Raw genomic sequence first — 25,627 nt, 5'->3', positions numbered from 1 at the left:
GGAGCCGCTCTCAAACGAGGCTTTGCGCATAAGTCGAGGTAGTAAGGAGGGAAGCTTGAGCTATGTCACACTTAGTAGCGAATGGCAGGGGTTTGTCGGTCGACTCCCCGGGTAGCCCCAACGCCATGGGGAGCCATGGGGGGCACGCCCACGACGCCGCGAGGGCACCCGCGTCGCACCCACGATGACGACACCATCACCCGCGCGCGACTTGATGCGCCCGAAAACGTGACCAACAGTGCATAAGGGCCCGATCCGGACGATTCCCACCCTGGAGGCCGTTCGGGGGCATACGGGCCCATGGAACGATCTGGTTGGAGGTGTCACCTTGACCTGCGTCGAGCACATGACCGCCGCCGTCCTGTTCGACCGCGACGGGACGCTCGTCATCGACGTCCCCTACAACGCCGACCCCGGCCGTGTCACGCCCCTGCCGGGAGTCCGCGAAGCCCTCGACCGGCTGCGCGCGGCGTCCATCCCCATCGGCGTGGTCAGCAACCAGGCGGGCATCGCCCGGGGACTCATCACCCCCGCCGCCCTGGACGCCGTCAACGCACGCGTGGAGGAACTGCTCGGGCCCTTCGACATCTGGGCGGTATGCCCGCACGACGACGGGGACGGATGCGGATGCCGCAAGCCCGCACCCGGGCTCATCCTCCGCGCGGCCGGCGTCCTCGGCGTCACCCCGCGCGACTGCGTCGTCATCGGCGACATCGGCGGCGACATGGAGGCCGCCCGCGCCGCCGGAGCCCGCGGCATCCTCGTCCCCACCCCGCAGACCCTGCCCGCCGAGACGGCGGACGCCCGCGAGACCGCCCCCGACCTCGACGCCGCCGTGGACATGGCCCTGGCCGGCCACTGCGTCGAACCGCCCCCGATCCGCCGCCGGTTCCTCACCCCCGGCGCCCACCCCTCCCGCGACGACACCCCCGCCTTCCGCGCCCACGGCAGGCGCGGCACGCTCGCCGCGCCACCGCCTCCCCATGAGGTCACCCCGGCCCGCCGCAGGCACGCGCGACGTCCCCCCGCCTCCGAGGACCGCCCTCGCGAGGCGGGGGACCCCACGTGAGGGTCCTTCTCTGGCACGTGCACGGGTCCTGGGCGACGGCGTTCGTCCAGGACCCCCACGAGTACGTCGTCCCGCTCACCCCGGACCGCGGCCCCGACGGCCGCGGCCGGGCCCGGACGTACCCGTTGGCCCGCGAGCGCGCGCGAGGTGCCATGGGACGGACCGGCTCGCCGCCGCCCTGACGAGATGCGGCCTCAAGCGTTTCCTGACCGACTGGGACGACCTGCTCACCGATATGACCTGCCACGCGCGACCGGGAGCCTGAGGGGCGGGCGCCAAAATTGTCCGCATCTGGGATCGCGAGAAAATTGCTAGTGGTGTGGTGTATCAATGGTCAGGGATTGGAGTGCGGGAACTTAGCGCAGCCCAAAGCGGACGGAGCGAGTAATGGCTGGCCGAAGCCGGATCGAATGGACTGAAGTGACATGGAACCCTACGACAGGGTGTGATCGCATTTCGGCTGGTTGCGACAACTGTTACGCGCTTACGCTCGCGAATCGCCTCAAAGCCATGGGAGCCGCGAAGTACCAGCGTGACGGCGATCCTCGCACCAGCGGGCCAGGGTTCGGGGTGACCCTGCATGAGGACACCCTGAGCGCGCCCCTGCGCTGGCGCGAACCACGACTGGTCTTCGTCAACTCCATGAGCGATCTGTTCCACGCTCGAGTCCCCGTCGACTTCGTGCGCCGAGTTTTCGACATCATGGCGGCAACGCCCCAGCACACCTACCAGGTGCTGACAAAGCGGGCCACGAGACTCGCACGCATCGCTCACCGACTGCCGTGGCCAGAGAACATCTGGATGGGGGTGAGCGTCGAGAACGAACAGACGACCGCCAGAGTCGCGGCGCTACGACGAGTGCCGGCGGCCGTGCGATTCATCTCCGCGGAACCCCTGCTCGGTTCGCTCAACGGACTCGACCTTGCCGACGTCCATTGGCTGATCGCCGGTGGCGAGAGCGGTTCTGGCGCTCGACCGGTCGATCCTGACTGGGTGCGCCAGTTGCGTGATCAGTGTCTTCGTGACGAAGTCGCCTTCTTCTTCAAGCAATGGGGAGGCAGAACCCCTAAGGCCGGTGGTCGGATACTGGATGGACGCACATGGGACCAGATGCCATCGCGTGGACCGGGCGCCCCTCCCTCATACCGTCCTATGACGGCGTGATCGGCACTATCGCGTCCAGGTGAAGTCGCTTGTCTTTCCCGATATCACCGATCAGCCCTGTCTCGTGAAGGTTCTGCGCCGCCTTCCGCACATGTGGTATCCACGCTGATCCCAGAGTGGTTCCGTACACTTCTGCCACGTGATCGGCCATGCGGAACGTTCCATAGGCCGCCAGCAGTTCCCGAAGGTTCTCTTCGATGGCCGCGATCCACTTCGGTTCTTCGGTCTTTCTGTACCTATCGCGGTCGAAGACCGGGGGCTCGGTCTCCATCTCGAACAGAGCCCCCTGGCCGAGGGCTTCCTGCTTGCGGCGCCGCCTGGTCACGACGTCGTTGCGCCACGCCTCATGCCAGTCCATTCCCGCCTTGCCCAAGGCATCGGCGAAATACCATTTCCCCTCCACGTGACCGGTGAACAGCACGAGGACGTATCTCGGCTGGTTGTCCGGATGCGGCCGCACAGGCATGCTCACCGAGTCGTAAGCGGTCTCGTCTTTAATGATCTTGCGATACTGGTCGCAGACAGCGAGGGCCGCAGACGTCGCCGTACCGAGATCCTCGGCCCCGTCCACCTGTGCGAAGTAGGTCTGCCACCAGTCGCCGCCGAGGAAGCGATTCAGCCGGTCGATCTTTTTCTCGTCCTCCGGCGGCAGGCTTACATGAGCGTGCATCTGCTTGACGGCGGACCCCAGGCGGGCCACCGCGCTCACGCTGAAATGAAGGAGCACTTCCGTCGGTGGCCCCTTCCTGTGCAGGATCCTGATGAGTTCCTCGTGGGCGAGCGCTGTGCCAAAAGGATCGAGGAACACGAAGAGTGCCGCGTCCCGCGCCTTGGACAGGACCTCCGGCAACCGCTCTCCGAGATCACCTTGCAGGGTCTCGAAATTCAGCCCGCGTGCCTCTTCGGCAAGCAACCGCTCCAGGCGAGCGTAGTGCTGAGGGTTCTTCTCCACGAAAATGCCGGTGACATTACGGAACTTGGTGACGAACTCGGCGGCCTGCACGAGAAGGAGGGGGGAACCGGGTGAACCGTCCTCGTAGCGTCCCCGACCTGCGTAGCCATCTACGAACACAACTCGGCGATCTTCAACCCGGGAACCGGCCTTTGAGGCGAAGATCACCGGGTAGCGCCTCAGGATGCCGTGCTTAAACACCGCCGCAGCGCGCTTTTCGCGGAAAAAGTCCTCATTCGCGGTCATTCGTCATGTCCTATCGACGCGGGGAGATGTCGTGCAACATGACACATACATGGAGTTCAAAGCTTCGGCAAGAGAAAATACGGAACTGCGGTCGGCGAGGTGATCGGACGGGCAAATCGGACGCCCGATATGCGGTCAAAGTGCATTATCTGTATTGAGCCCTGCTTTCGTAGTTCGCTGATCTCGATGACTCGCGGGGCGGTCGTTAGCATCGAATGAGCGGTTTGTCTACGACTGGTTCGCCAACCCGCTGGTACGCGCTCCCATATCGGTCCGTTTTCATGCTCGCGGCCCGGTAGCCGAATCACTGGACCGCTCCGGCCACCTTGGTCGGCTGACAGCACTTTTGCGGGCGGCGGACGCTCAGCCGTACCCGGCCCTCTGCCGCACGCCAACCGGGCTGGCGGCGTGGGCGCGGGCCCCCGGTCGGCGGCGACCCGGGCTGTCCACCCACCAGCGCTTTCGCCCATGCCGAACGAACTCGCCGACCGCGGCGGCACGCCGCCGCTAACTAGGTTCCGCCGTCGATCCAAGCTGCTTGGCGCGGTCTTTCGGGTGCTTCACGTGTGCCGCCGGCTCCGCTCGCCTGGTGACGACACTCATGCGCGAAGCAAAACGCGGGCCGGTCGACCTGGGACTGTCGACGCCCTGCTTCGAGTTGTGGCTGATCCTCCACCACGCCGACTGCGCCAGGCCCTTCCAGTCGACGGAGGACGCCAAGAGGAAGCTGCGAGAAGTCCTGCCATCCTGGAGCGAGTCCAACACGAGATTCGCCGACTTCTCGGACGGAACCGAGGCCGCATGCCAGAGAGCACGCAAGCTCGACCCCGATGGGGAGCAGCCGTTGAAGAATCCTTCGACGGGTGTCTGGCGGCTGGTCGAAAGCCTCCGGGGCCGATCCGGATCGAATTGACAGTCGCTGCCGGGTTGACCGTCTTGCGGCAGTCGGCCTGCGGATTCCATCCATACCCGGGTGAGGGGATCTCTGATGGGCGTCGAGCCCTGCGAGGTGGCCGCCGGAACGGTGGTGGAGTGGAGTGACGACGAAGGTTGGGGTTTCCTCTGGTCCACCGAAGTTCCCGGCGACGTCTTCGCGCACTACTCCATGATCGTCAGGATCGAGAGGTACAGATCCCTCACACCGGGGCAGCGCGTCCGATTCACGTGGGAGCGAGTCCAGCAGGACGGCTTCGACTTCCGAGCGATCGACGTGTTCACGGGCGACGACCTCACGCCGGGAACGCCGGGCACGCCGAATGCGGTGGGCGGGCGCGACGGCGGTGATGCTTACACAAGCCGCTTGCGGATCCATTTGGATCCTCAGTCGGAGTAGCCGAGGCCAGGTGGCCTTCGTTACTGTTCTGGGTCTTTTTCGTGACGTGGTCGTATGAGAGAATTGCCAGCTCAACCCAATGGACGCCGGGAGTGAGAATGGCTCGACCATGGGAAGTCAATCCGGAGGCGAGATTCAAGCGGCGGCTGGGGAAGACGGCGGCCGAGCTGGGCAACAGCCGTACCACGAACGACTGTCCGGACATTTGGGAACTGGACAATGGCGACATCGCGATCGTGGGACGCGATGTGACCTCGATGTTCGGTGACCGGCTTCCGGCGGGCATGAGCTTGGGGGTGGATGAGCGTTTGGTTGTGATCCCAGGGAATATGCTGCGCGCTGCAAAGGGCGATATTCCTGATGCTTGATCGGATTTCGGATATTCCGGGCGAGGTACTCGATCGGGCGGCCTACCATGCTCGCCGTCTGCAGGAGTCGGAACAGCTCACTAGGCCAATCTGGAAGCTCGAACGCTCCCAGTACTTCCAGGAGCCGGATGACGATCCAAGCTGGCAGGCGTTTCTGGCTGGTGAGTGGGACCGTGTGATCGCGGCGTTCGAAAGTGATCGAGCGGCTGCTCAGGCCGAGGCGAAGCGCTACGCGGACCAGGGCAGCGAGCTTCGGCGGCTGCGGATAATCGAGCGGCCGATATCGCCGTATGTCCGGTGGGAGTGCCACTGGTTCAAGATCCTGGCTGAGGAAGGTACGGCCATCCGTGTGCTCGACGCCGAGAAGATCGCCCAGTGGGAGCGTGAAAGGCCGCTGCCCGAGATCGTCGTGGACGAGCACGCGCTGTACCACGTCACCTACGACAACCGGTGGAAGGCGATCGGCGCGAGGCGTATCAACGACGACCACGTGATGCGAGAAGCGACCACGGAGATCGCGGGGCTCTGGTCCGAGGCCGAACCCTTCCTTGACTACTTCCAGCGGGAGATCGCATCATTATCGCCTTCGATTCGGCAACGATGAGGCGCCCTCCCTCATGAAACAGCCGTGAAAGAGGCAGGCAGGGCCAACCGGTTGCTCTTGGCCCTTGTACTGCTCCTCTTCGTGCTCGCCGCCGTTGGGTTGATCGGAGTTTCACCGATCGCGCTCGGCCTCTTCCAGGGAAGCACCGCCAGGTGGGAGCGGCTGAGTTTTATCGGTCAGACGTACGGTGCTGCTTCGGCGATTCTCTCTGTGCTTGCCCTGATCGGGGTGGTGGCGGCCCTGACCTTTCAGGCAAGGGAAACCAAGCTCGGCCGCGAAGAAGCACGTCGGCAGGCGATCGGTGACCTTCTGAAGATGGCTATGGAAGATCCCGACCTTGACGAATGCTGGGGTCCGGTACCCCCGCCCGCCGACCTCCGGACGCGGAAGCAGCAGCTGTACACAAACATGATCATCGCTGAGTGGGCGATGTCGTTCGAGTTGAAGACACTTCGCGAGCCGCGCTTGCGCCTCATCGCCAACGAGATGTTCCAAGGGCGCCCTGGACGATTATATTGGCAGGCGGCGCGGGAGGCCCGTCTCACCACTTCTGGTAATCGCGCGGAGCGCCGCTTTCACGAAATCCTGGACGAGGAATATCGGCGCGCGGAGCCTTCGTACGCAGAGGGATCGTTGCCTGTGGGACCCATGAACGCGGTCGGTCGCCGGTCTGGACGCAGACGCGTTCTCTTGGCGAGCGCCACAGCTGGAGCGGCCGCAGTCGCCTTCCGGTTCCTGCACACGATGAGAAGAAAGTCTGCCTTCACCGCCGCTGACAAGTTTCGCAAGCTGTGAGCCGGCGACGTGCGGGGGTCATCTGTGTCGCTGGGAAGTGCGCTCGTCGGCATTGTGGTCGCCGGCGAGCCGCCACCTGGATTCAAGTAGTGCCCACGGCTCTTGGGGTCACCACCGGCCTGCTGGGCGGATTTGCCATCGCGCAGACGTCGGATAGTCCGGATGCCGTGTACATCGAATCCGCGACTCACGGGCAGGTGTCAAATCGTCCGGAAGACGTCAAGGTGGTCCAGGGCAGCTACGACACGGTACGGGCTGAGGCCCAGCCTCAGCCTGGTTCGATCGAGTTGATCAGGGAGGCGGAGAAACGATGGACCTGAGTGACGAGCTGGAGAACGCGGCCTGGCGCAAGGCCACCAAGAGTGGGCCGAATCAGGGTGACTGCCTTGAAGTGGCTCCGCTGTCCGAGGGGCGGGTGGGGCTGCGGGACACCGAGGCTCCGGAGAAGGCGCCCTTTGTGGTGAGTGCGAGTGTCTGGGACGCGTTCATCGACGGCGCCAAGAAGGGCGAGTTCGATTGCGACACGATGTCGCAGGGGGTGAGTGAGCCGAGGCGTATGGAGGCCCCTTGATCAGGGGTTCCTCGGCTCCGAGCTAGTGCCTGGAGCCCGTCCCCACTCTGGCATGCGTCGCGGGTAACTGCGGGGTATGGAGCCCAGAGGGAAAGCCCAAGGGGCCCGGTTCCACTCCGGGCCTACAGGCGAGGGGAAGACAATCAAGTATGGCCCGGCCGACTCACGCCGGCCGGGCCAACTCGTTAGTCGACGAGCATCGCGCTGAATCGCGACTCGGCTGCGTCGAACTCGATCACGCGCACGCGCACCGTCGCGCCGACCGCGGCACTACCACCAGCTTCCGCAACCCGGTCGACCAGCGCCGCCGATCCCGCTGCGCCACCACCCGAACCACCCGGCGACCACCACACGCAGTTGGCAAACGGAGATCACAAACCGTAACCACGCAACAACACGACCCCGGCCAAACGTGAAGATCCGCTTAACTGCGCGGTCATACTGCCGCTGCGACGGCGCAAACTCGCCCTTATAGAACTTGGGCGGACATGGCGGACACGGCGGACATGGCGCCGTCCGCCGGTGGATCACATGGAGTCATCTTGAGAAGTTTCACTAGAAGGAATTTCATCGCCGGACTCGCCCTGGTCGGCGCGGTCGCGGCGGCGGCACCCGCGGTGGCGGCATCTGCGGCGGCGGCACCCGCGCAGGCGGTCGAGACGTGGAAGTTCATCGGCAAGGACGTGTTCACCGGGGAGGCCGAGAGCTCGCGCGACCAGGGCGTCACCACTGACGGCACTCACTGGTACTTCTCCAGCACCAACGGGCTGGAGATCACGGACCTGCGGTACAACACCATCTTCAAGAGCTCGCCGGCCATTCCGGCCCAATTGGCCAACCCCTCGCCGCTCGCCTACAAAGGCCTGAACCACATCGGCGACATCGACTACGCCAACGGCAAGCTCTACATCTCGCTCGATAGCAGCACGCGCGATCCCATTACCCGCGGCCGATACGAGACGCCGGTGTTCGCCGTCTACAACGCCGCCGATCTGAGCTTCACCGGCCAGGCCGCTGCCCTGCACACGCCGCACGGCGTGCAGGACATCGCAAGCTGGGTGGCCGTCGACGCGGGCAAGGGCCTCGCCTACGGCATGGCCTATGACAACGCGACGGAAATCGCCGTCTACAACCTGCGCGACTGGTCGTTCAACAGATACATCCCGCTATCGCAGACGATCGACCAGGCCCAGGGCGGCAAGATCCATGACGGCTGGATGTACTTCGCCTCGGACGACGCGGGGAAGAACATTTCCCGCGCCAACCTGACGACCGGCGAGGTCCAGGTGCTCTTCAATCTCATGGTTCCCTACGATCAAGAGGTCGAAGGCCTGTCGTTCCTGGAGACACCGGACGGTCTGACCCTCAACATCATCAACCGGGAGGAGCCGGATCCGAACGGTCCCAGCAACGTCACCTTCTATCACTATCTGCTGCAGGCGCCGGGCACGCCGGTCATCGAGGGCTCGCCGAAGGTCGGCGGGTTCGTGACGGCCGACCCGGGCAAGTGGACCCCGCGTGCGGAGTTCAGCTACCAGTGGCTCGTGAACGGCGAGCCGGTGGCGGGCGCGACCGGGTCGCGGTTCCACCTCATCGGAAAGCACCTCGCCGACACGGTGACCGTCCAGGTGACCGGCACGTGGGCCGACGGGACGTCGAGAACCGTCGAGTCCCGGCCGGTGAAGGTCGTGCCCGGCTCCGACGCGGAGAGGTGAGGGGTCACGACGTAGATCCATTGGTGAATGGCACCGAGCGCCTTGTGGTTACTCCGTCGGGCTCCTCAGGCTGTCCATGAAGATCGCCCGAACTCCGGGTGGTGCTGTGGGGGACTTCCGCGGCTCTTGGGGGGAGGTGCCAGCGGGCCCAGACGGTCTTGCCTGGGCTGTCGGGGAGTGGGGTGACGCCGGTGTCGTGGGCGAGGGCTTCGACGATGGCCAGGCCCCGGCCGTGGACGGCCTCGATGTCGAGGTTCAGGTGTCGGGGCCGCTCGGGGCCGTGGTCGGTGACGCGGACGCACAGGTCGGCGGTACCAAGCCACAGGGACAGCCGGACCGGGGGACGGCCGTAGGTAAGGGCGTTCGCCAGCAGCTCCCCCACGGCGAGGACCACGTCGTCGGCGAGGTCGGGGAGCGCCCAGGCGGTGAGGACTTCCTTCACCATGCCGCGCGCCTTGCCGATCATCGACAGGTCGTCGGGCAGGTCCCAGCAGACGGTACGCAGAACGCCGTCCTGTGTCTCTGGCATCAGTGCTCCGTGAGTCGCGGGGCCCAAGGAGGCCCGGTCGGGTGGAGTGGGGTTATGTGACGGATCGGGCCGATGGGCGGCCGGTTGGAGGGCGCGGCCGGTGCGGGGGTGGTACAGAAGTGTCCGCTCGGCAGCGCGCATCAGGCCGCGCAGTTCGTCGGTGGTGCCGGCGTGGACGAGCAGTGGTTCGGGCGTAGGCCAGGTGGCGACGGCGTAGAAGTGCCGTGTGCCCACGCCGTACCAGACGGCCCACGTGGGCTCGATCATGTCGATCTGCCGGGCGGCGGCCTGGTCGACCAGGTCCCAGCGGCCAGGTTCGACCCGCGTCGCGGGTGCTCCCTTCCGGTGCCGTCCCCCAGGTCGCGGTTGGTCATCCCGAGTGCTCATGCGGCGGCTCCGTTCGGGCCCGCCATGCGCTCTTCGGAGCGGACGACTTCCCCGGGCGGTCGGCCGCTCCGGCGAGGCTCGCTCACCGCTGGAGGCCGCTCACGCCGGTGACGTCCGAGGTACACGACCGGGGAGGGTTCGCACCCCTCGGCGGGGACGGAGGGTGTCGGCTGTGTCGGCATCAGAGCGCGGACCGGTTCGTCTTTCGGCGGCGAGGCCTGCTCGAACGCGGACGGCCTGGCGGCGGTCGTCGGCTCCGGGGCGTGCGCGGGTGGGTGGGGGGTGAACGGCTCAGTGGTGTGCGCGGGTGTGCGGATGGGTGTCATGCGTTCTGGAGTGAGACCGTGTGGTGAGGCGGTCGCTGTGCGTCGTGGGGTTTGTGCGGGCGTGCGGGCGGTCGTGGTTGGTTTCGGGGTGGCGGAAAGGGCAGGTGCGAGGCGCCTCGTCCGGGAAGGGAAGGCCTCCGGGACTGGGAGCGGGCGGAGCGGCCTCGTCACGGGCAGGCGGTCACCGAGCCCTAGCCGCTGCCGCGCGGCCATCCGCGCCTGGACCTGAGCCGGGGTCGGTTGCTCCCACTCATGGTGGGGACGGTGGGGCAGGCTGGCGGCCTCGTGGGCGTACGGCAGGTGGCCGCACCAGCGGCAGCCGAGCGGCATCGGCGGCTCGTCGGCCTGCCAGCGGACGCGAATGACACGGATTCCCCTGCCGGGGAGGCGTCCTCTACTAGGGTTGTGCATCGGATCGGACCTCCTGCGTCCGGTCTAGGGGCTTGTCCTGGCGTGCTGTGCCATGGCGAGCCCCGCTTCATGTACGGGGTTCGGTCGCCGCTCCGCTTCAGCGGCGGGACCGGTTCAGGTATCCCGATCGGGTTCGTGAATCCGGGTGGGCTTGTCTGTTGGCTTCGGCTCGTGGAGCGGGTGCGGTGGTTTGTCGGCCGTGATCCAGCTCGTGGAGGGGCCTCCGCGAGCCGCCGGACGTTGCTTGATCGGCGCCGGTACGGCGGGTCGCGGGGCGGAGAAGTCGGCGCCGCTGTACGGCGGGGGACCAGCTACGGGCCCGAGTTATGTGCTTGTTCGGGAGCTTGCTGGAAAGCGACAAGTTTGTAACCAATGGATAGTTTCGCAGCCCTCGCAGAACGGGATTCGTGCTGGCGCTGAAGGTCATTTCTGTCCTCCTTGTCCGGACATAGTCGGTGTTTCGGCCTGGCTGCGCGAGAGGGGACTTCGCAACGCTGCGAGGTGGCCTCATTAGCGGCTTTCGATTAGTTCGGAAGCTCTACACAGGGTGCTCCCGACCGGCTACGTTGTGCAGCGAAAGGGCGGCACAGTAGAAGGACAGATTTCGTACTAGGTCCTGTCCTATCGCTGTGCGATCGCTGTATGATCACCATTAGACGGAGGATCGATGCCTGCACCTGCCGAACTCCACCCGTCTGCCAGTCCGTTGGCCTTCTTTGGTGCTGAGCTGCGTAAATACCGGCAGCGGGCAGGCGTCTCACAAGAGGATCTAGCGGACAAAATCAACTTCAGCGCCAGCTTGATCGGCTTTGTCGAACGAGCTCAGCGCTTCCCGAGTCGTGATTTTGTGGAGCGCTGTGACGGCGCCCTAGAATTGAGCGGCGAACTCGTCCGGCTTTGGCCGCTACTAACTCGGGAAGCAAGCCCTCCATGGTTTCACGGTTGGCTGGATGTCGAGCAGCAAGCGCACAGATTACGCACCTGGCAGCCTTTGGTTGTTCCGGGTCTTCTGCAGACCGAGGAATATGCTCGGGCGGTCATCCGTGGTGAACCATGCATTACCGAGGAGCAGGTGGAGAAGAAGCTGGAAGCGCGCATGGAGCGACAGGCGATCTTGAAGCGCGCAGAGCCGCCTGTACTCCAGATCGTTATCGACGAGTGTGTGCTGCTGCGGCCGATCGGCGGCAAGGACGTGATACGTGGACAACTGCAAAGTCTTTTGGAGGCTGTGGAGTCTCCGCGTATCAGCATCCAAGTAGTTCCCCTGTTGCTTGGGGGAACTCCCGGGATATCTGGGGGCTTTGTGATCGCCCAGCTCCACGGGCGCACGGATACGGTGTATATCGAGTCCGCGACCCATGGATACGTTACAAGCCATTCCGAAGACGTCGATGCCATCCATAGCAGGTACGACGCCATCCGACTGGAAGCACATCCACAGCACGCATCCATCGACCGAATCAGAGAGGCTGTGAGGGCATGGAGTTGAGCGAAGAACTTAGAAGCGCCGCCTGGCGCAAAGCCACAAGAAGCGCATCCAACGGAGGCGACTGCCTGGAGGTGGCTCCGTTGTCCGAGGGGCGGGTGGGGTTGCGGGACACCGAGGCTCCGGAGAAGGCGCCCTTCGTGGTGAGTGCGAGTGTCTGGGACGCGTTCATCGACGGCGCCAAGAAAGGCGAGTTCGATTGCGACACGATGTCGCAGCCGAGGCGTATGGAGGCCCCCTGATCAGGGGTTCCTCGGCTCCGAGCTAGTGCCTGGAGCCCGTCCCCACTCTGGCATGCGTCGCGGGTAACTGCGGGGTATGGAGCCCAGAGGGAAAGCCCAATGGGCCCGGTTCCACCCCGGGCCTACAGGCGAGGGGAAGACAATCAAGTATGGCCCGGCCGACTCACGCCGGCCGGGCCAACTCGTTAGTCGACGAGCATCGCGCTGAATCGCGACTCGGCTGCGTCGAACTCGATCACGCGCACGCGCACCGTCGCGCCGACCGCGGCACTACCACCGCGGACGAGCCCGTGCACACCAGAATCTGACTCAACGAAGAGCCCGAACGGCTTGGCGGACTTGACGAGAACGTCGACCTCGTCGCCAGCTTTTAGGAGGGTTCCGGTCATACGGCTCACCCCCTTTCCATCCTCAGGGCGAGTCGGACAGCGGCGCGAACGCAGCCCCAGGTTCCTTCCATCGCGGGGTAGCGCCGGCTCCGGGCTCTGCCCAGACATCACGCAAGCAGACGCTACAGGCTGAGGAGCCGATCCACAGGTCTTGACTATTCCTCGATGGTTGAGGTTGCGCCGCGTGCATCGGAGCCCACAGTGAAGGCGGCGGTCGACGAGACCGTCGAAGGCGCCATCCATCTCGCCTTGCGACAACGGCCAGAGTCCCGCCGCTAACGATCCCGCTACGCCGAGGGGGACGGATCTCGCCCCGATCCGGAGCACCCCAGCGGCACGGGGCGGCCCCGCTCCGCCGGCAGTTCGCGCCAGTTCTTGATCGACTGCTTGTAGTGCTCTGGCATGTGAAGCCCCGGCACCTCGGCATACGTGAAAAGCCCGAGTTTCTTGTGCTCGTTGGAACTTCGTACCTATGGAGGAATGCGGCGACGAGCTCTCCTGCCGGATCAACCGGGCACTGCCCAAGCCCGGTTCTAAGATCGGGTACACCTATGATCTCGGCGACTCCTTGCGACACGAGATCCTCCTGGAGCGGATCCTCGACGACCCCGTCGCCCACCCGATCTGTATCGCTGGCAACCGGCGCTTCTCGGGGAATGACGATCGCGCCGCCGCGCAGCCGAGACCGGCGGCCGCTGCGCGACGGCGCGAGGAGGTTACGCGGAGATCACCGCACGACGCGGAAGGCCTTGCTGGCGACGGCCTTGCCGTGCACCGTCGCGACCACCGTGTGGGTGTCGGGAAGCGTCGAGGCGGGGATCGTCACGACGAGGCTGACCTTGCCCTTCGCGTCGGCGGTGGCGGTGCCGAGCGGGACCGGCGTGGTGTCCAGCTGGAAGGACACCTTGTCATTGGGCATGAAGCCGGATCCGTGGATCTCGACCTGGCCGCCCGCGACGCGCTTACCGGAGACCGCGATCTTCTCGGGGCTCATGTTCGGCGCCGTGCAGCCGTCGGTGCAGATGCGGAAGGTGCTGAGGACGGCCTTGTGATCGCTCGGCCAGACGGCGTCCGGCGTGAAGATCACGTCGTCGCTGTCGTCGGCGACACCCACGTTGCGCACGACCGTCTTCTGCGGGCCGACCAGCTGTGAGGAGGTCAGCGCGATGTTGTCGCCGGGCGCGTAGAAGATCCCACCCTCGACAACCGATGAACAGCCCTCGCCGAGCCCCCGCCACGCCCATGGCGGGGGCTCCCGCCGCGCGCCGAACTCGACGAAGACGCCAATCCACCCGCCCTGGCACGGTCAACCACGATCACCGCCCAAGATCGTGAAAGAGCTGGGTGTCAGCGTTCCCACCAGGGATCATCGATATCCCAGTTGAGACCTCCCACCGTGAATCGGTCAAAGCAGTCCAGAAGGTCCTCTTCATCGGGAGACTCGGCCATATTCGGCCCCCGACAATAGTCGGCGACGATCGACAGCAGCCGGGCGATACCTGGAAAACGTTCCTCCGCGGGTCCCGCACTCTCCGGAAGACCGGCCTCCGTCAGGTACGCCGTGATGGGAACCGCGGTCGTAGAGAGGAAAACGCGTTTGGGGGCACTTTCGATGTCCACCAGCGGCGAACTACTGGCCAGGCTGTACAGGCAGTCTCGTTCCTTGCTGCCGAATCGGATCTCGGACACGTCGTGCTGCGCGTGTCCGAGACCGAACGTCGGGACATGTCGAGTACGCCGTACGATCTCCCGTCTGACTCCGGGAGCTTGTGCCCACCAGCCACTGCCGGCGGGCACAAGCACTACCGCCGCCAAAGCTTCCCCCTCCGCCCGCATGACCTGACCCTCGTCAAGAACAAGCACAGTCACGGACGGTTCGGCTTGGCCGACGAGGTGGAGAAAACAGGAAAACCTGCTCTCGTCCTCCTCAGGGCAGTCGAAGGCCGCAGGGAGGATTTCCCGAGAAATACTCGGTGTTGTAGTTCTCGCCCGAGGAGTATCCTGTGGCGTTATTGGCGTAGAACGTGAACTCGCCGACACCCTTGTAATTGTAGCATTCACGTTTCGGAGGCCAGTTCGCCACCGCGCGCAGCCGCTCGTTGCGCTTCAGCCCAACTTTGCTCGCATAGCCGCGCGTGCCGATTTGCTCCCAGCCCCACCACCGGTGCCGGTAGAGGGTGGCCCGGACCGATGCCCGAGAAATACCTGCCTTGGTGCACCTGGCGTCAGCATGCACGTTGACCACCGACGGGTTCGTGCTGGACCGGTGCGGACGGTCGACCATTCCCTCGCATCCCCAGCGATTAGGGGTGGGACGAGGCAGCGCCGCAGCTGCCCCGGCGTCGACACTGCTTTGTTGAATGGGGATGCTATAACGAGGTCGCAGAATGGACTTGCCTGCCTGAATATCGTGAAGTGCCGTTCCGCCTTGAGAGAAGCCGAACTGTAGGGTGCCGATCGGCTGTGTTTCCTCGGACGTGGAGCCCACAGTCGTAATCTTTCGGCTCACGTCAGTCCAGAGGACGACCGACCCATCTGGGAGCTGCGACGCGAGCATCTGGTTGAAGACGATGCCTGTTGTCGTCTCAACACGAGTAAGCGGATCTTCCTCTCGGGCGACAGCCAGCTGCACCGAATGTGTCCAGAGAATTCTTTCGATTACTGAACGCTGTGTGGTGGACGCCGCAGCTTCTCCGACGTCGGCTCGGCGCCCCTCCGCCACATCACCCTTGGCTTTGAAGAATGCAGATGCGGCGTCGATGTACTTTTGCATGCCACCCGCAACCGCCTGTGGCGTGACTGGCCCTGCCGCTTCCCAGGGGCCTGTCCCATACCCGGTTCGTGCGCGGACCTTGACTGTGTAGGTGGCACCGTTCGCCAGGCCGGTGATGACCTTCATGGCTTCCTTCAGGCTGTGGCTCTGCACCACATTGTTGCCGGCGTCGAGAACCTGCACGTCGTAGTCAAGGTTCTCGACATCGGCTCCGTAGTCATCTGGGTCCTGCCAACTTATGAGGAGTCCCGCGTCACCGGCACGCGCCGCGAGGGTCGAGACCTTCCCTGGCGGAGCGGGCGGAGTGAATTCGACCGTCAGCACCGGAGCCGATGCGGACTGTGATTCGCCGAAGGTCATCACCGGAGACGGAGCAGCGACCTGGAGGACGACACCTCGGTTGGCCGAACCGCCCTTGAGCCATTCCTGTACCAGTCCTGTGATGTCGAGTTGGGCCATGTCCGACTGGGCGACCGCCGCCGACTCCGAACCTAGTGCAGCATTCACGTCTGCCCCCGTGGCACTGCTAGGGAGGTCTTGCTCCAGGTGCCACGCCTCCACTGTGCTCACTTGACTGCATGATGTGCCCTGGCAGGCTGGGGAACCGAGATCGAGAATCGCTGAGCTGATCCTCGCTCCGGACGGGATGGAACCGACGTCTGCCTTGACCAGCGACAGACGCTTTTCTCCAGCGTCACCGCCCACTTGGATCTGGGGACTGGTTTCCAAGGCGCAGGGACTTCCTGCACAGGCGTCCGCAGCGCTCTTCCCCGCCTTGATGGTGAGCTTGTCCCGTCCAATCGTCACTCGCTGGGGAGGCTGGTCTGGATCGGTGGTGGGAACAGTGAAGGTGATGGGCGAAGTATCGGGACTGCAGGAGTTTTCGATACACGAGCGCATCCGCCACGAATAAGTAGCCCCAGCTTGAACGGTATTGACGGGCAAGGCCACACTGACCCGTTCACCGCCGTTGACGCTTACCTCTCCGATAGGAGAAGGCCCCACCGGATTGCCGGCGCTGTCGAACAGATAGAACCTGCCGGCGACCATACCTCCGGACGGACGGGACACCACCCCGGAGAGTACTGGGCTGGCCGGATCGGTCAGCCCCGTAGCGAGATCGGTAGGCAGGAAGCCAGCGTCGGCGGTGATGCGGTACCAGGGGGTGTAATCGCTACATGTGCCCAGGCGGCAAGCACGGACTTGGAAGCGCCAACTGTCGGGGTTCGCCAACCCGAACTGGTAATTGGTCACCTGTCCTGACGGTTTGCCGGAGATGGTGACGATGCTTGGCTGGGGACAGCAGGAATTGTATACATTTACCTCATAGCCCAGGGCGCCGCCGTCCTGGCTGGTGGATTTGAACCCGACGTTGGACTGGGGATTGCGCACGATTACGTGGTCGCCCACAAGAGAGTCGGCCTCACTGACCGTAACTTCGGGCATCGAAGGCCGCATGTTGTAGTTCACGACCAGTTTGGGGCGGTAGCTCGGGACGTTGATCTCGTTGGAGTACATCGCCACATAACGCTTCAGCGACTCGTCGGTGCCGACGATCTGAACGCCATAGTTCGCCGTTCCCGTCAGCCACTTTTTGACCATGTTGGTGATCGGGAAGTTGATCGGGCCGCAGGTGGTGTGGATTCCGGCGTCTTCTTCGGTCGTGGCCGGCTGAGCCGACCAGTCCAGACCGGTCGTAGTCCACGCCGAGGTGACCCGCCGGGTCTTGAACAACTGCGGGTTGGGCGGGCCGAACATGTCGCTACAGGTGGACTGGCTCTGCACCTGGAAGTTCAGCGTCGCGGTTTCCAGGATCACCCCGCGGATCGATTCGATACCGAACTGCACATAGCTGCGGGCGGGGAGGTTGTCCCCCCAGTTACCGACATTGAGAATGTTGGATCCTGAATTCGATCCAGGGAAGTCGGGAGCCACCCACGCATCCGTGGTCAGCCCGATCGTCATCGTCGGATCAACCCGGACCGGATACGTTGTGGCCGGGTCGGCCAGGAACTGCGGATCAGGCCGCAGGACCAGCACCGGCCCACCCTTGCCCTTCTCGATCGAAGTGGCGACCTGGGCGCGACGTTTGGCCGTTTTCTGTGATAGCTCGGTCGCGTTGTCCCACATCATCGGCTGTGGCGCGGACGCGATAAGGGCGCCGTCCTTGTCCGTCAGCAGTAGTTGCCCCTTGCCGGGCTTGCGCGTCTGCGGCCTTTCAGCACCCGCGGACGGGACCTTCACGGCCTGTGTGCCGTCGGACTTGGTGAGCTGTGCTCCGGAAAGATCCAGTGGAAGGCGGATCTCCAGCGGACCGCTGGGCCGCTCACGCAAGACCACGTCGTGGGCCAGTCCGGTGGGCAGCGCTGTCACCACCAGATCGGCACCCGGGCCGGCTGCCGAGGAATAGGTTGCGGTGGCACCGTTGATGAGCGGCCGGGGTAAGGGCGATCCCCAGCGCAAGCCGTACGACCCGTTGCCGCTGCGAAGTGTGGCGAAAGGCTTGTCACCACCGAGGGACAGTTGCACGTCCGCCTTGCTCACGCGGGGTTTGAGAACGCCGTTCTCCTCAATCAGCGTGGTGTCGATCCATCTCCACGACCCGTCGGCTTGCTTGACCCGCATAGGCCCGGTGTAGAAGTCGGTCGTGAAGTCGCCGTCGGGCAACGCCCAGGTCGATGATGTCTCGGAGGCTTCCGTGATCACCTCGACCGGCTTGCCGAGTTCTTTGGCCTCGGCCGAGGCCGCCAGATGCGCGGCAGTCGCCTCGCCCAACCGCGCCCCTGCCGGCGTCGGCATCGTGACGGTGTCATTGTTCGCAGGCGGCTTGCTCGCATTCGGCGCCTGTGCGGCCGCGGGCGTAACGCCGCCTACGACGGTAAGTAGGGAACCAATGACGCTCAGCATGGTTGCGGCAGCGGTCAGCACCCGTCTTTTGCGACGTAACTGCCCATTCTCTGAACATTGAGCAAACGATTCTGACACGGTCACATATCACCCCGTTAACCAGCGATTGGAGCTACCGAGGTCATTCGTATCATCGGAGGCGATCTTGAGATAGAGTGATAAAGATCACATGGCACACACTTCTGGGATATGCCATCATCCTCAGCCACTTCTGAGCATGCGGATAAGGCCGCATGTTCTGACGCGGGAAAGCATGCACCCCATTCTGTTCGCCGTAGGCGTGGACGGGCCGACCATCCATGAGGACCCCAGAACAGGCCTAATACTCCAGCCGCATTTAGTGATCGATGAGGCGTTGCTGAGGCGCATGGCGCGCGGATCGTGCCGGAAGATCAGCGCGGGGCCCGCCTCGTGCTGCTCCATGGTGTCGACCCGGACGATCCCGGGGTGGCTGATGCCGTGCAGGGCCAGCACCTCACGGCGCGCCGCCCGTCCCATGCTCGCGCGCATGCTCTCGTCGGCGTTGCGCTCGACGAGGTAGATGCGGATCCGGCGCTTCTCCGCGGGGATCTGGTCGTGCGTGGCGAGGTGGTCCTCCCAGGTCGGCCCGACGTCGAACGGGCGCGGCTCCAGTTGCCAGGCGCCGACCTGGAGGTGCGACCGGCTCTTGGCGATGCCGACCTTGCGCAGCCAGCCGTCGAGCCGCCGGGAGAGCTCGGCCGTGAGGCGATACCGCTCGTCGGCGGGCGGGACCATCAGCAGGTCCGACAGGATCTTCGGGAGCCGGCCGTTCTCGGGTCCGTAGACTCCGTTCCGCTGGTGATCGGGGAGGTCGACGTCGAGCGAGGGCACGGACAGGAAGACCGCAGCGTGGATATAGGGAATCCTGGCCTCACGGTCGGCGGCCTTCTGTAGTAGCGATTTGAGCTGTTTGGCCTTGGAATCGGCAAGGTGTAGTGGATTGTCGAAATAGCGAGTGTTTCGGCCGGTCGTCTGTACCCAGTTGGCGCCGCTGGCGCTCAGCCGTCCGTGCAGGCTTTTGATCTCGATGAGGTGCAGGCCGCTCGGCGCGGCGACGAACAGGTCGACCTCGCGGACATGCCCGGTATTGGCCGTGAACGTGAAATTGGACCAGGCGCGGTACGGCTCGGACTCGGGCAACACCGTACGAACGTGTTCCAGGGCCTCGCGCTCATGCTGGTACTGGGAAGGCGTGATCGTGGTCCAACGGCCTTCTCGCACGTCCGGATCTCCAGTGCAGTTGGGGGGCTGCGCGGTTTTTCAACCCAGAGTAAATCGCGGGCGATCCGAGATACGCGCACTACGGTAACGGGGCGCTCACAATGGCGCGCGCCCGCGCGATTTCCCGGCGATCGGCGACCGTCCCCCGCCAACGTCCGCAAGGAGATCCGGGAGGCATACGGATTCCGGGCGAACACCGAGAAGGACCAGGAGCGGCCGGCCGGCCATGCGGGCGGCGCTACGGAATGAAGGTGACCTCGGGGAACCTCGGCGACGGGCCGTCCAGCAGGTGGCCCCTGCCGCGCAGGTGCCGGTCGAAGAAGGCCAACGGGTAGGCCCGCTGGACGGCCTCGCCGCGCTCGGGGGCGAGCGTGCCGATCTGCTCGGCGAGCTGGGCGGGCGTCCACTTCAGCAGTGCCGCCGCCTGCGGGGCGATCACTTCCAGGTCGCCGTAGGAGACGTGCTCGACCCCTTCGGTCCTGATGTTGAGCTTCCAGCCCTTCAGATTCGACCAGAACGTGGCCAGGTCGGGGATCTGGTCGCGGACGGCCTTGGTGGCGGTCATCAGCATGTACGGCCGGGCCAGCCCCGCGGTGACGACCGGGCCCGCCGCCGGGCCGTCCATGGCCAACCCGGCCTTGATCCGCCGGTCCTCGAACATGGCGGACGCGACCGTGGGCCCGCCGGCCGAGTAGCCGAACATGCCGACCCGGCTCAGGTCGAGCAGGCCGCGCAGCCCCTTGGGGAGCTTGCGGTGGTCGGCGTCGGGGTTGCCGCCGCGGTCGAGCACCGTGAGCTGGTCCAGAACGAAGCGGGTGTCGGCGATGCGCTGCTCGTAGATCACCCGGCCGGTCCCGGCGCCGTCGTGAACGGGGCCCACCACCCGGCCGCCGGGGAACTCCACCAGGCCGTCGTAGGTGTGGTCGATTGTGGCCACCACGTATCCCCGGCTGGCCAGTTCCTCGACCACCACGGTGTTGGCCGAGCGGAAGGAGTCGTTGCCGGGGGAGTACAGCACGACGGGCAACCGGCCCTCGCGCCGGTCGGCGGGGGCGCCCTCGTGCCCGTGGGTCTGCGGCAGCAGGACGGCTCCCGGAGGCAGGCCCTCCTGGCGCAGGTACTGGGCCGCTGCCTTGGGCGGCAGCCAGGGCGCGACCGGGTACGCGGCGACCTTCCTGGCCGGGTAGGTCAGGCTGATCATCAGCTCGCGGTCGTGGCCGGCGCCCGCGAACGGGTCCTTCCTTGAGCGGTCGACCAGATGCAGGGACACCGTGCCGAGCGGGGAGGGGCCCGTCGGCGCCGGAAGGGTCAGCTGGGGCGGGGCGGCGGCCTGGGGCCGGACCTGGGTCTTGAGCTGTGTCCTGGCCTCGGCGGCAGTCGGTACGGCCAGCGACGCGACGGCCAGCAGGGCGGCGGCGCACACCACTCGCGGGGAGATCACACGCACTCCTTCTGATCATTGGAAGTGGGAGTGCTCCGAAGCTAGTGACCCGCCCCGGCCAAGGTCGTCTACCCCAGGGCTCATTTCGCGCCGGCGGGCTACGCCTTTCGGCCGATGCCGGATTCAGCGCACCCTGGGGAGTGATGCCCAGAAGCGGCGCAGCACGTCTGCTCCCCGTTCGGGGTCCTGGAGCATCCAGTAGTGGGTGAGGCCGTCCAGTTCCGCCAGCTGGGCCCCGAGCCGTTCGGCCATGTCCCGTTCTTGCGCGGGCTGCGCCATGGGGTCACCGGTCGGGGACAGTATCAGTCCCGGGGCGGCGGCGGGACGGTCGAAGTCCTTGCCCCAGTCGGCGTGGAAGTTTGGCCAGGCCGAGCGGTAGAGCGCCAGGATGGCGGCGCTCATCTCCTCGTCGTGGACCTCGTCGATCTCCTTCGCGAGTTCGGCGCCCATACCCCGGGTACGGAGGAAGTCGCCGAAGGTGGGGCCGCTGCTGGTGGGTGACGTGCGCAGTCCGGCGAGCGACTCCTCGCCCTCCGGGCTCTTCTGCCAGAGGGCGGCCGCCTCGTGCCACTGGTAGTCGGGGTGCCAGCCGTAGGCGACGTCGGACACCCAGCTGCGTACCGGCACGTCGTAGGCGGAGACGACCCGCATCGTGAGGTGGGCGCCCCAGTCGTGGCCGACGACGTCGACCGGCCCCTCTATGGCACGCAGTTCGCCGGCGAGCCAGGCCGCGTACGTTTCCTTGTCCCGCAAGTGGGCCGGGCGGGGGCTGCCGAAGCCGGGCAGCCGCAGGGCCACGGTCGGCTGCTCGATCCGTTGCCGGATGTCGTTCCAGATGGTCGGTGTCTCCGGCACTCCGTGCACGAATACGACGGTCATGATCACTCCCCTGCGAGTAAGTGGATTGGCTATCAACTTCACCGTAGCACACCAACCTGATAACCTATCCACCTAGCATCGTGAGGGAGGGAAATGCGGGCCGACGCTGTACGGAACAGGCAGAGGATCTTCGACGAGGCCCACCACGCCATCACCGCCGGGGAGATCACGCTCACCCTCAACGAGCTCGCACGCCGGTCCGGCGTAGGGGTCGGGACGGTCTACCGGCTCTTCCCGACCCAACGGGCGATGCTGGAGGCCATCCTGGAGGACTCGGTACGCGGCCTCATCGGCGTGGCGGCCGAGGCGGAGCAACACCCGGAGCCGGTCCAAGCCCTCATCGAGTTCCTCCACACGGCACTCTCGGCCGCCCTCGCCCGGCCCGGCCTCATCGACATCCTGATCACCGCGACCGACGAGACGGACTCCCTGCGCCAGGCCAAGGCCGAACTGGGCGCAGCCGCTTCCCGCCTGCTCGAACGTATTCACCCGGCTCCCGCTCTCACCGGCGAGAACCTGCTGAAGCTCCTGTGCGGACTGATCCACGCCGTCAACGAGCACCCGGCGGACCGACGGCCCGCCGCGACCGACGCCTACTTCCGCATCCTCCAGGCCGGCCTCACGGCGAGCCCCGCCCCGTAGACGCCACCGACCGCTCACGCGCCGCGTGCGGCGAGGGGGTGCTCACGGCAGGCGTTGTGCTCGCAGGACGGTGTCACGGGTGTGGTGTGTGCCGGCGGGGGCCGGGGCGGCACGAGGGCGGGTCTCGTTGATCAGGACGTTCCACGTGGGGTCGAGGAGTTGGGCGATGTCGTCGGGCTGGTAGTAGTCGGCGGGATCGAAGTCCTCGCGCGGAGTGAGATCCGCGCGGGCGTGGGTGGCGAAGAGCAGGGTGCCGCCGGGGGCGACAGCGTCCAGAAGGCCGTGCAGCGCCGTATGGCCTGGCCGGCACCTGAGTGGGAAGTAGTGGATGGACACCAGGTCGAAGGCGCCTGCTGGGGGCGGCGTGGTGGTGAGGTCGGCCCGTGCCCACGACACGCGGCCCTCGATGTCGGTGGCAGCGGCGGCGGCACGGTGCAGGGCGACCTCGGAGATGTCGACCGCGGTGACCTGCCAGCCGCGCCGGGCCAGCCAGAGCGCATCGGCCCCTTCGCCGCATCCGACGTCGAGCGCCCGGCCCGGCGGTAGGTCGGTGATCTCGGTGACGAGTACGGGGTTGGGGTTGCCGCTGAATATCTGGTCGCGACTGCGATATATCTCGTCCCAGTGCTGAGCGTCCATGGTGCTCGGTCCTCTCCTTGGTTTCTCGGTCGTGGTCGGCGTTCGGGGGCGCTCAGATCGCTGCCGTCAACGTGGCGTCGCCGTCCTCCGTTCCCAGCTGTCGTCCTGGCCGGACGAGGAGGCCGCACGCGAGAGCGCCGAGGGCGAACACCGCCACGGTCACCCAGAAGGCGACGGTATTGCCGTCTACGGATGCCTGCGCGGCGGCATCGGGAGTCTCGGGGTGGTCGGCGAGGTAGCTCGACGTGGCGCTGACCGCGATGGTGTTGAGCAGGGCGGTGCCGATGGCGGCTCCGACCTGCTGTCCGGCGTTGACCATGGCTGAGGCGGCGCCGGCGTCGGCGGGGCCGACCCGGTCGGTGGCGAGGTTCATCGCCGGCCCGAAGATCAGGCCGAAGCCGGCGCCCGCGATCAGCAGCCCCGGCAGGATGCCGCTGGCGTATCCGCTGTGCACGGTCAGCCCGGTGAACAGGGAGGTCCCCAGCGCGGTGAGAAGGAATCCGCCGACGACGACGGCGCGCGGCCCGGTGCGGGGCAGCAGGACGCTGCCGGTCACGATCGCCATCACCACCATGGACACGACCATGGGCAGGAAGGCCGCACCGGTCATCAGCGCGGAGAAGCCGAGTACCTGCTGCAGGTGATAGGCGAGGAAGAGGAAGACGCCGAACATGCCGACGCCGGCGATCGCGACCATCAGATAGGCGCCACCGCGGTTCCGGTCGCGCACGACCCGCATCGGCAGCAGGGGCTGGGAGACCCGGGTCTGGATCCACACGAACAGTCCCAGAAGCAGCACGCCTGCGGCGAGGGTGCCCAGGGTCACCGGGCTCGTCCACCCGTCGCGCTCCGCCGCCGAGCAGCCGTACACCAGGGCGAGGACACCGAGCACGGAGGTGACCATGCCGGGCAGGTCCAGGCGCGGGCGGGGCGACGCGGCGGCCTGTGCGGGAACCAGGGCCGAGGCCGCCGCAAGGACCATGGCTCCGACCACGACGTTGACCAGCAGGCACCAGCGCCAGTCCACGAACTCGGTCAGCGCCCCGCCGAGCAGCAGCCCGATGGCACTGCCGCTGCTGGAGACCGCACCGAAGACGCCGAACGCCTTGCCGCGTGTCGTGGAGTCGATGAAGGTCGTGGCCATGAGCGAGAGCGTCGCCGGTGCCAGCAGCGCGCCGAAGAAGCCCTGCAGGGCACGCGCGATGACGAGCATGACGAAGCCGTTCGCCAGACCGCCCAGTACGGAGGCGAGGGTGAACCCGGTCGTGGCCAGGAGCAGCATGCGCTTGCGGCCGAGCATGTCGCTCAACCGGCCTCCGGCCAGGAGCGTGCCGCCGAAGACGAGGGCGTAGGCGGTGACCACCCACTGCCGGTCCGCGCTGCTGAAGCCCAGGTCCGCCTGCACTGAGGGCAGCGCGACGTTCATCACGGTGGAGTCGAGCACCAGCAACAGCTGCGTCAGGCTCAGTACGGCGAGGATCCACCAATGACGGGATCCGGACGGCCGTGCGCTGTCCACCTGGGTGGCCCGGTCAACTGCGGTGGGTTCCTTCATGAATGTCCCTCCTGGGATCGGTCATCGATGTCGGGATACAGCGGCGGGTGCCAGCCGGCCGTTCGGCCTGGCGATCGGGGGCGGCGTGCGCCGCGGTCAGGAGAGCGACCGGGAGTCCGTGTGGTGTCGGCCGCCTGCCACGCCGGCGCCTTGCCTCAAGCCGGCTGGGCCTGCGCCGACCATCGCGACGTCGTACCGGCCATCGCTGTTGACCTCGGGATTTCGGGTCATCGTGACCACCTCCGATGCCAAGGTGCGCCCCACCTCGGCAATCGGGCAAACTTCTTTGCAGAAAGCGCAAAACCCGGGCAGGGTGGACGCATGAGTGATGACTTCGATGCGGTGCTGGCCGCGGTCGGGCCCCGGCTGCGCGAGCTGCGCCGTCGCCGCGGCGCCACCCTGACCGCCCTGTCGGAGACCACCGGCATTCCGATCAGCACCCTGTCCCGACTGGAGTCCGGGCAGCGCAAGCCGGGCCTGGAACTCCTGCTGCCCCTGGCCCGGGCCTATCAGATGCCGATCGAGGAGTTGATCGGTACTCCGGCCGATCTCGACCCTCGGGTGTATCCGCAGCCGTTCACCCGCAACGGCATGACCGTCGTCCCGCTGACCCGCAAGCCCGGCGGGCTGCAGGCGTTCAAGCACATCCTGCCCGCCGGCCTGACCGACGGCCGCGAACCCGACCCCCGCTCACACGAGGGCTACCACTGGCTGTACGTCCTGCGCGGCCGCCTGCGCGTCGTGCTCGGTGACAAGGACTTCATCCTCACCGAGGGCGAAGTCGCCGAATTCGACACCCACCTCCCGCACTGGTTCGGCAACGCCGACGAACACCCCGTGGAATTCCTCAGCATCCTTGGCCCCCAGGGCGAACGCGTCCACATCAAAGCCAGCTACCGCCCCGACGCCCCCCGTCCCCTCTGAACAACCCGCAGGCACGTACCACGCAGGGCGCGGGCGAC

General features: G+C 66.0%; 25 protein-coding genes and 2 pseudogenes. 16 read left to right on the top strand and 11 right to left on the bottom strand.

Annotated elements, in window-relative coordinates; genetic code table 11:
- The first annotated feature begins 328 nt into the window (after positions 1-328).
- The 3 genes and pseudogenes from AB0H21_RS19825 to AB0H21_RS19815 all read left to right on the top strand — a co-directional run bounded on the left by AB0H21_RS19825 (position 329) and on the right by AB0H21_RS19815 (position 2,233).
- Positions 329-1,069, top strand: coding sequence for an HAD-IIIA family hydrolase (locus AB0H21_RS19825; protein ID WP_358518291.1), 741 nt, complete (start codon positions 329-331; stop codon positions 1,067-1,069).
- A pseudogene (locus AB0H21_RS19820) lies at positions 1,066-1,222 on the top strand (glycosyltransferase family 1 protein); the annotation flags it as partial. The gene AB0H21_RS19825 and the pseudogene AB0H21_RS19820, both read left to right, overlap by 4 nt.
- 234 nt (positions 1,223-1,456) lie before the next feature.
- A complete protein-coding gene (locus tag AB0H21_RS19815; RefSeq protein ID WP_358518288.1) occupies positions 1,457-2,233 on the top strand; it encodes a phage Gp37/Gp68 family protein in 777 nt (258 codons plus the stop codon).
- On the opposite strand, the gene tcmP is transcribed toward AB0H21_RS19815, so the two are convergent.
- Positions 2,220-3,431: a three-Cys-motif partner protein TcmP gene (gene tcmP, locus AB0H21_RS19810; RefSeq protein WP_358518285.1), complete on the bottom strand. Its 1,212-nt coding sequence runs from the start codon at positions 3,429-3,431 to the stop codon at positions 2,220-2,222. The two genes, AB0H21_RS19815 and tcmP, sit on opposite strands and share 14 nt — an antisense overlap.
- A gap of 589 nt (positions 3,432-4,020) precedes the next feature.
- Between tcmP and AB0H21_RS19805 the strand changes: the two genes are divergently transcribed.
- From AB0H21_RS19805 to AB0H21_RS19770, 8 genes are all read left to right on the top strand, one after another.
- Positions 4,021-4,344: an RloB family protein gene (locus AB0H21_RS19805; RefSeq protein ID WP_358518282.1), complete on the top strand. Its 324-nt coding sequence runs from the start codon at positions 4,021-4,023 to the stop codon at positions 4,342-4,344.
- Between the two features lie 75 nt (positions 4,345-4,419).
- Entirely contained in the window at positions 4,420-4,764 is a 345-nt protein-coding gene (locus tag AB0H21_RS19800) for a cold shock domain-containing protein (RefSeq protein WP_358518280.1), read from the top strand.
- 98 nt (positions 4,765-4,862) lie between these two features.
- Complete coding sequence (locus AB0H21_RS19795) at positions 4,863-5,132, top strand: hypothetical protein (protein WP_358518278.1); 270 nt, start codon at positions 4,863-4,865, stop codon at positions 5,130-5,132.
- Entirely contained in the window at positions 5,125-5,736 is a 612-nt protein-coding gene (locus AB0H21_RS19790) for a DUF6879 family protein (protein WP_358518277.1), read from the top strand. The genes AB0H21_RS19795 and AB0H21_RS19790 overlap by 8 nt, the downstream gene beginning before the upstream one ends.
- A 24-nt stretch (positions 5,737-5,760) precedes the next feature.
- Positions 5,761-6,531, top strand: coding sequence for a DUF6082 family protein (locus AB0H21_RS19785; RefSeq protein WP_358518274.1), 771 nt, complete (start codon positions 5,761-5,763; stop codon positions 6,529-6,531).
- The gene (locus tag AB0H21_RS19780) at positions 6,528-6,851 is read left to right on the top strand and encodes a Scr1 family TA system antitoxin-like transcriptional regulator (RefSeq protein ID WP_358518271.1); all 324 of its coding nucleotides are present in this window, start codon (positions 6,528-6,530) and stop codon (positions 6,849-6,851) included. Before AB0H21_RS19785 ends, AB0H21_RS19780 begins: the two co-directional genes overlap by 4 nt.
- Positions 6,842-7,102: a DUF397 domain-containing protein gene (locus tag AB0H21_RS19775; protein ID WP_358518268.1), complete on the top strand. Its 261-nt coding sequence runs from the start codon at positions 6,842-6,844 to the stop codon at positions 7,100-7,102. The genes AB0H21_RS19780 and AB0H21_RS19775 overlap by 10 nt, the downstream gene beginning before the upstream one ends.
- A 542-nt stretch (positions 7,103-7,644) precedes the next feature.
- Positions 7,645-8,817 carry a hypothetical protein gene (locus AB0H21_RS19770; RefSeq protein WP_358518266.1) on the top strand — a complete coding sequence of 391 codons (1,173 nt, stop codon included), beginning with the start codon at positions 7,645-7,647 and terminating at the stop codon, positions 8,815-8,817.
- Between the two features lie 4 nt (positions 8,818-8,821).
- On the opposite strand, the gene AB0H21_RS19765 is transcribed toward AB0H21_RS19770, so the two are convergent.
- A complete protein-coding gene (locus tag AB0H21_RS19765) occupies positions 8,822-9,733 on the bottom strand; it encodes an ATP-binding protein (protein WP_358518263.1) in 912 nt (303 codons plus the stop codon).
- A gap of 1,404 nt (positions 9,734-11,137) precedes the next feature.
- Here AB0H21_RS19765 and AB0H21_RS19760 point away from each other — a divergent pair.
- Together AB0H21_RS19760 and AB0H21_RS19755 are read left to right on the top strand one after the other, a co-directional pair.
- Complete coding sequence (locus AB0H21_RS19760; RefSeq protein ID WP_358518260.1) at positions 11,138-11,959, top strand: helix-turn-helix transcriptional regulator; 822 nt, start codon at positions 11,138-11,140, stop codon at positions 11,957-11,959.
- On the top strand, positions 11,950-12,198 hold the full coding sequence (locus AB0H21_RS19755) for a DUF397 domain-containing protein (RefSeq protein ID WP_358518259.1): 249 nt from the start codon (positions 11,950-11,952) through the stop codon (positions 12,196-12,198). The genes AB0H21_RS19760 and AB0H21_RS19755 overlap by 10 nt, the downstream gene beginning before the upstream one ends.
- Before the next feature lie 185 nt (positions 12,199-12,383).
- Here AB0H21_RS19755 and AB0H21_RS19750 read toward each other — a convergent pair whose 3' ends face one another.
- Complete coding sequence (locus AB0H21_RS19750; protein ID WP_358518256.1) at positions 12,384-12,587, bottom strand: hypothetical protein; 204 nt, start codon at positions 12,585-12,587, stop codon at positions 12,384-12,386.
- A gap of 472 nt (positions 12,588-13,059) precedes the next feature.
- Here AB0H21_RS19750 and AB0H21_RS19745 point away from each other — a divergent pair.
- Positions 13,060-13,224: pseudogene (locus AB0H21_RS19745) on the top strand (hypothetical protein); the annotation flags it as partial.
- A gap of 90 nt (positions 13,225-13,314) precedes the next feature.
- Here AB0H21_RS19745 and AB0H21_RS19740 read toward each other — a convergent pair.
- The 6 genes from AB0H21_RS19740 to AB0H21_RS19715 form a co-directional block, all read right to left on the bottom strand.
- Positions 13,315-13,710 carry a hypothetical protein gene (locus AB0H21_RS19740; RefSeq protein WP_358519030.1) on the bottom strand — a complete coding sequence of 132 codons (396 nt, stop codon included), beginning with the start codon at positions 13,708-13,710 and terminating at the stop codon, positions 13,315-13,317.
- 224 nt (positions 13,711-13,934) lie between these two features.
- On the bottom strand, positions 13,935-14,276 hold the full coding sequence (locus AB0H21_RS19735; protein ID WP_358518253.1) for a hypothetical protein: 342 nt from the start codon (positions 14,274-14,276) through the stop codon (positions 13,935-13,937).
- 238 nt (positions 14,277-14,514) lie between these two features.
- Positions 14,515-18,288, bottom strand: a complete 3,774-nt coding sequence (locus AB0H21_RS19730) for a DNRLRE domain-containing protein (RefSeq protein WP_358518250.1) — start codon at positions 18,286-18,288, stop codon at positions 14,515-14,517.
- Between the two features lie 180 nt (positions 18,289-18,468).
- Entirely contained in the window at positions 18,469-19,509 is a 1,041-nt protein-coding gene (locus tag AB0H21_RS19725) for an NERD domain-containing protein (protein ID WP_358518248.1), read from the bottom strand.
- Between the two features lie 238 nt (positions 19,510-19,747).
- A complete protein-coding gene (locus AB0H21_RS19720) occupies positions 19,748-20,950 on the bottom strand; it encodes a lipase (protein ID WP_358518246.1) in 1,203 nt (400 codons plus the stop codon).
- A 123-nt stretch (positions 20,951-21,073) separates the two neighbouring features.
- Positions 21,074-21,829 (bottom strand): alpha/beta hydrolase, encoded by a 756-nt coding sequence (locus AB0H21_RS19715; protein ID WP_358518244.1) that lies wholly within the window; start codon positions 21,827-21,829, stop codon positions 21,074-21,076.
- Positions 21,830-21,922: 93 nt separating this feature from the next.
- Here AB0H21_RS19715 and AB0H21_RS19710 point away from each other — a divergent pair, with 93 nt between their 5' ends.
- Positions 21,923-22,471: a TetR/AcrR family transcriptional regulator gene (locus AB0H21_RS19710; RefSeq protein ID WP_358518242.1), complete on the top strand. Its 549-nt coding sequence runs from the start codon at positions 21,923-21,925 to the stop codon at positions 22,469-22,471.
- A gap of 42 nt (positions 22,472-22,513) precedes the next feature.
- On the opposite strand, the gene AB0H21_RS19705 is transcribed toward AB0H21_RS19710, so the two are convergent.
- Both AB0H21_RS19705 and AB0H21_RS19700 read right to left on the bottom strand, forming a co-directional pair.
- Positions 22,514-23,110 (bottom strand): class I SAM-dependent methyltransferase, encoded by a 597-nt coding sequence (locus AB0H21_RS19705; protein WP_358518239.1) that lies wholly within the window; start codon positions 23,108-23,110, stop codon positions 22,514-22,516.
- A gap of 52 nt (positions 23,111-23,162) precedes the next feature.
- Entirely contained in the window at positions 23,163-24,665 is a 1,503-nt protein-coding gene (locus AB0H21_RS19700; protein ID WP_358518236.1) for an MFS transporter, read from the bottom strand.
- 321 nt (positions 24,666-24,986) lie between these two features.
- Here AB0H21_RS19700 and AB0H21_RS19695 point away from each other — a divergent pair, with 321 nt between their 5' ends.
- Positions 24,987-25,589 (top strand): XRE family transcriptional regulator, encoded by a 603-nt coding sequence (locus tag AB0H21_RS19695; RefSeq protein WP_358518233.1) that lies wholly within the window; start codon positions 24,987-24,989, stop codon positions 25,587-25,589.
- Positions 25,590-25,627 lie beyond the last annotated feature (38 nt).

Origin of the sequence: Sphaerisporangium sp. NPDC051011 (genome assembly GCF_040653595.1) — a bacterium.
GTDB lineage: Bacteria > Actinomycetota > Actinomycetes > Streptosporangiales > Streptosporangiaceae > Sphaerisporangium.
The sequence above is the reverse complement of the archived record's forward strand: the minus strand, read 5'-3'. Positions and strand labels throughout refer to the sequence as shown.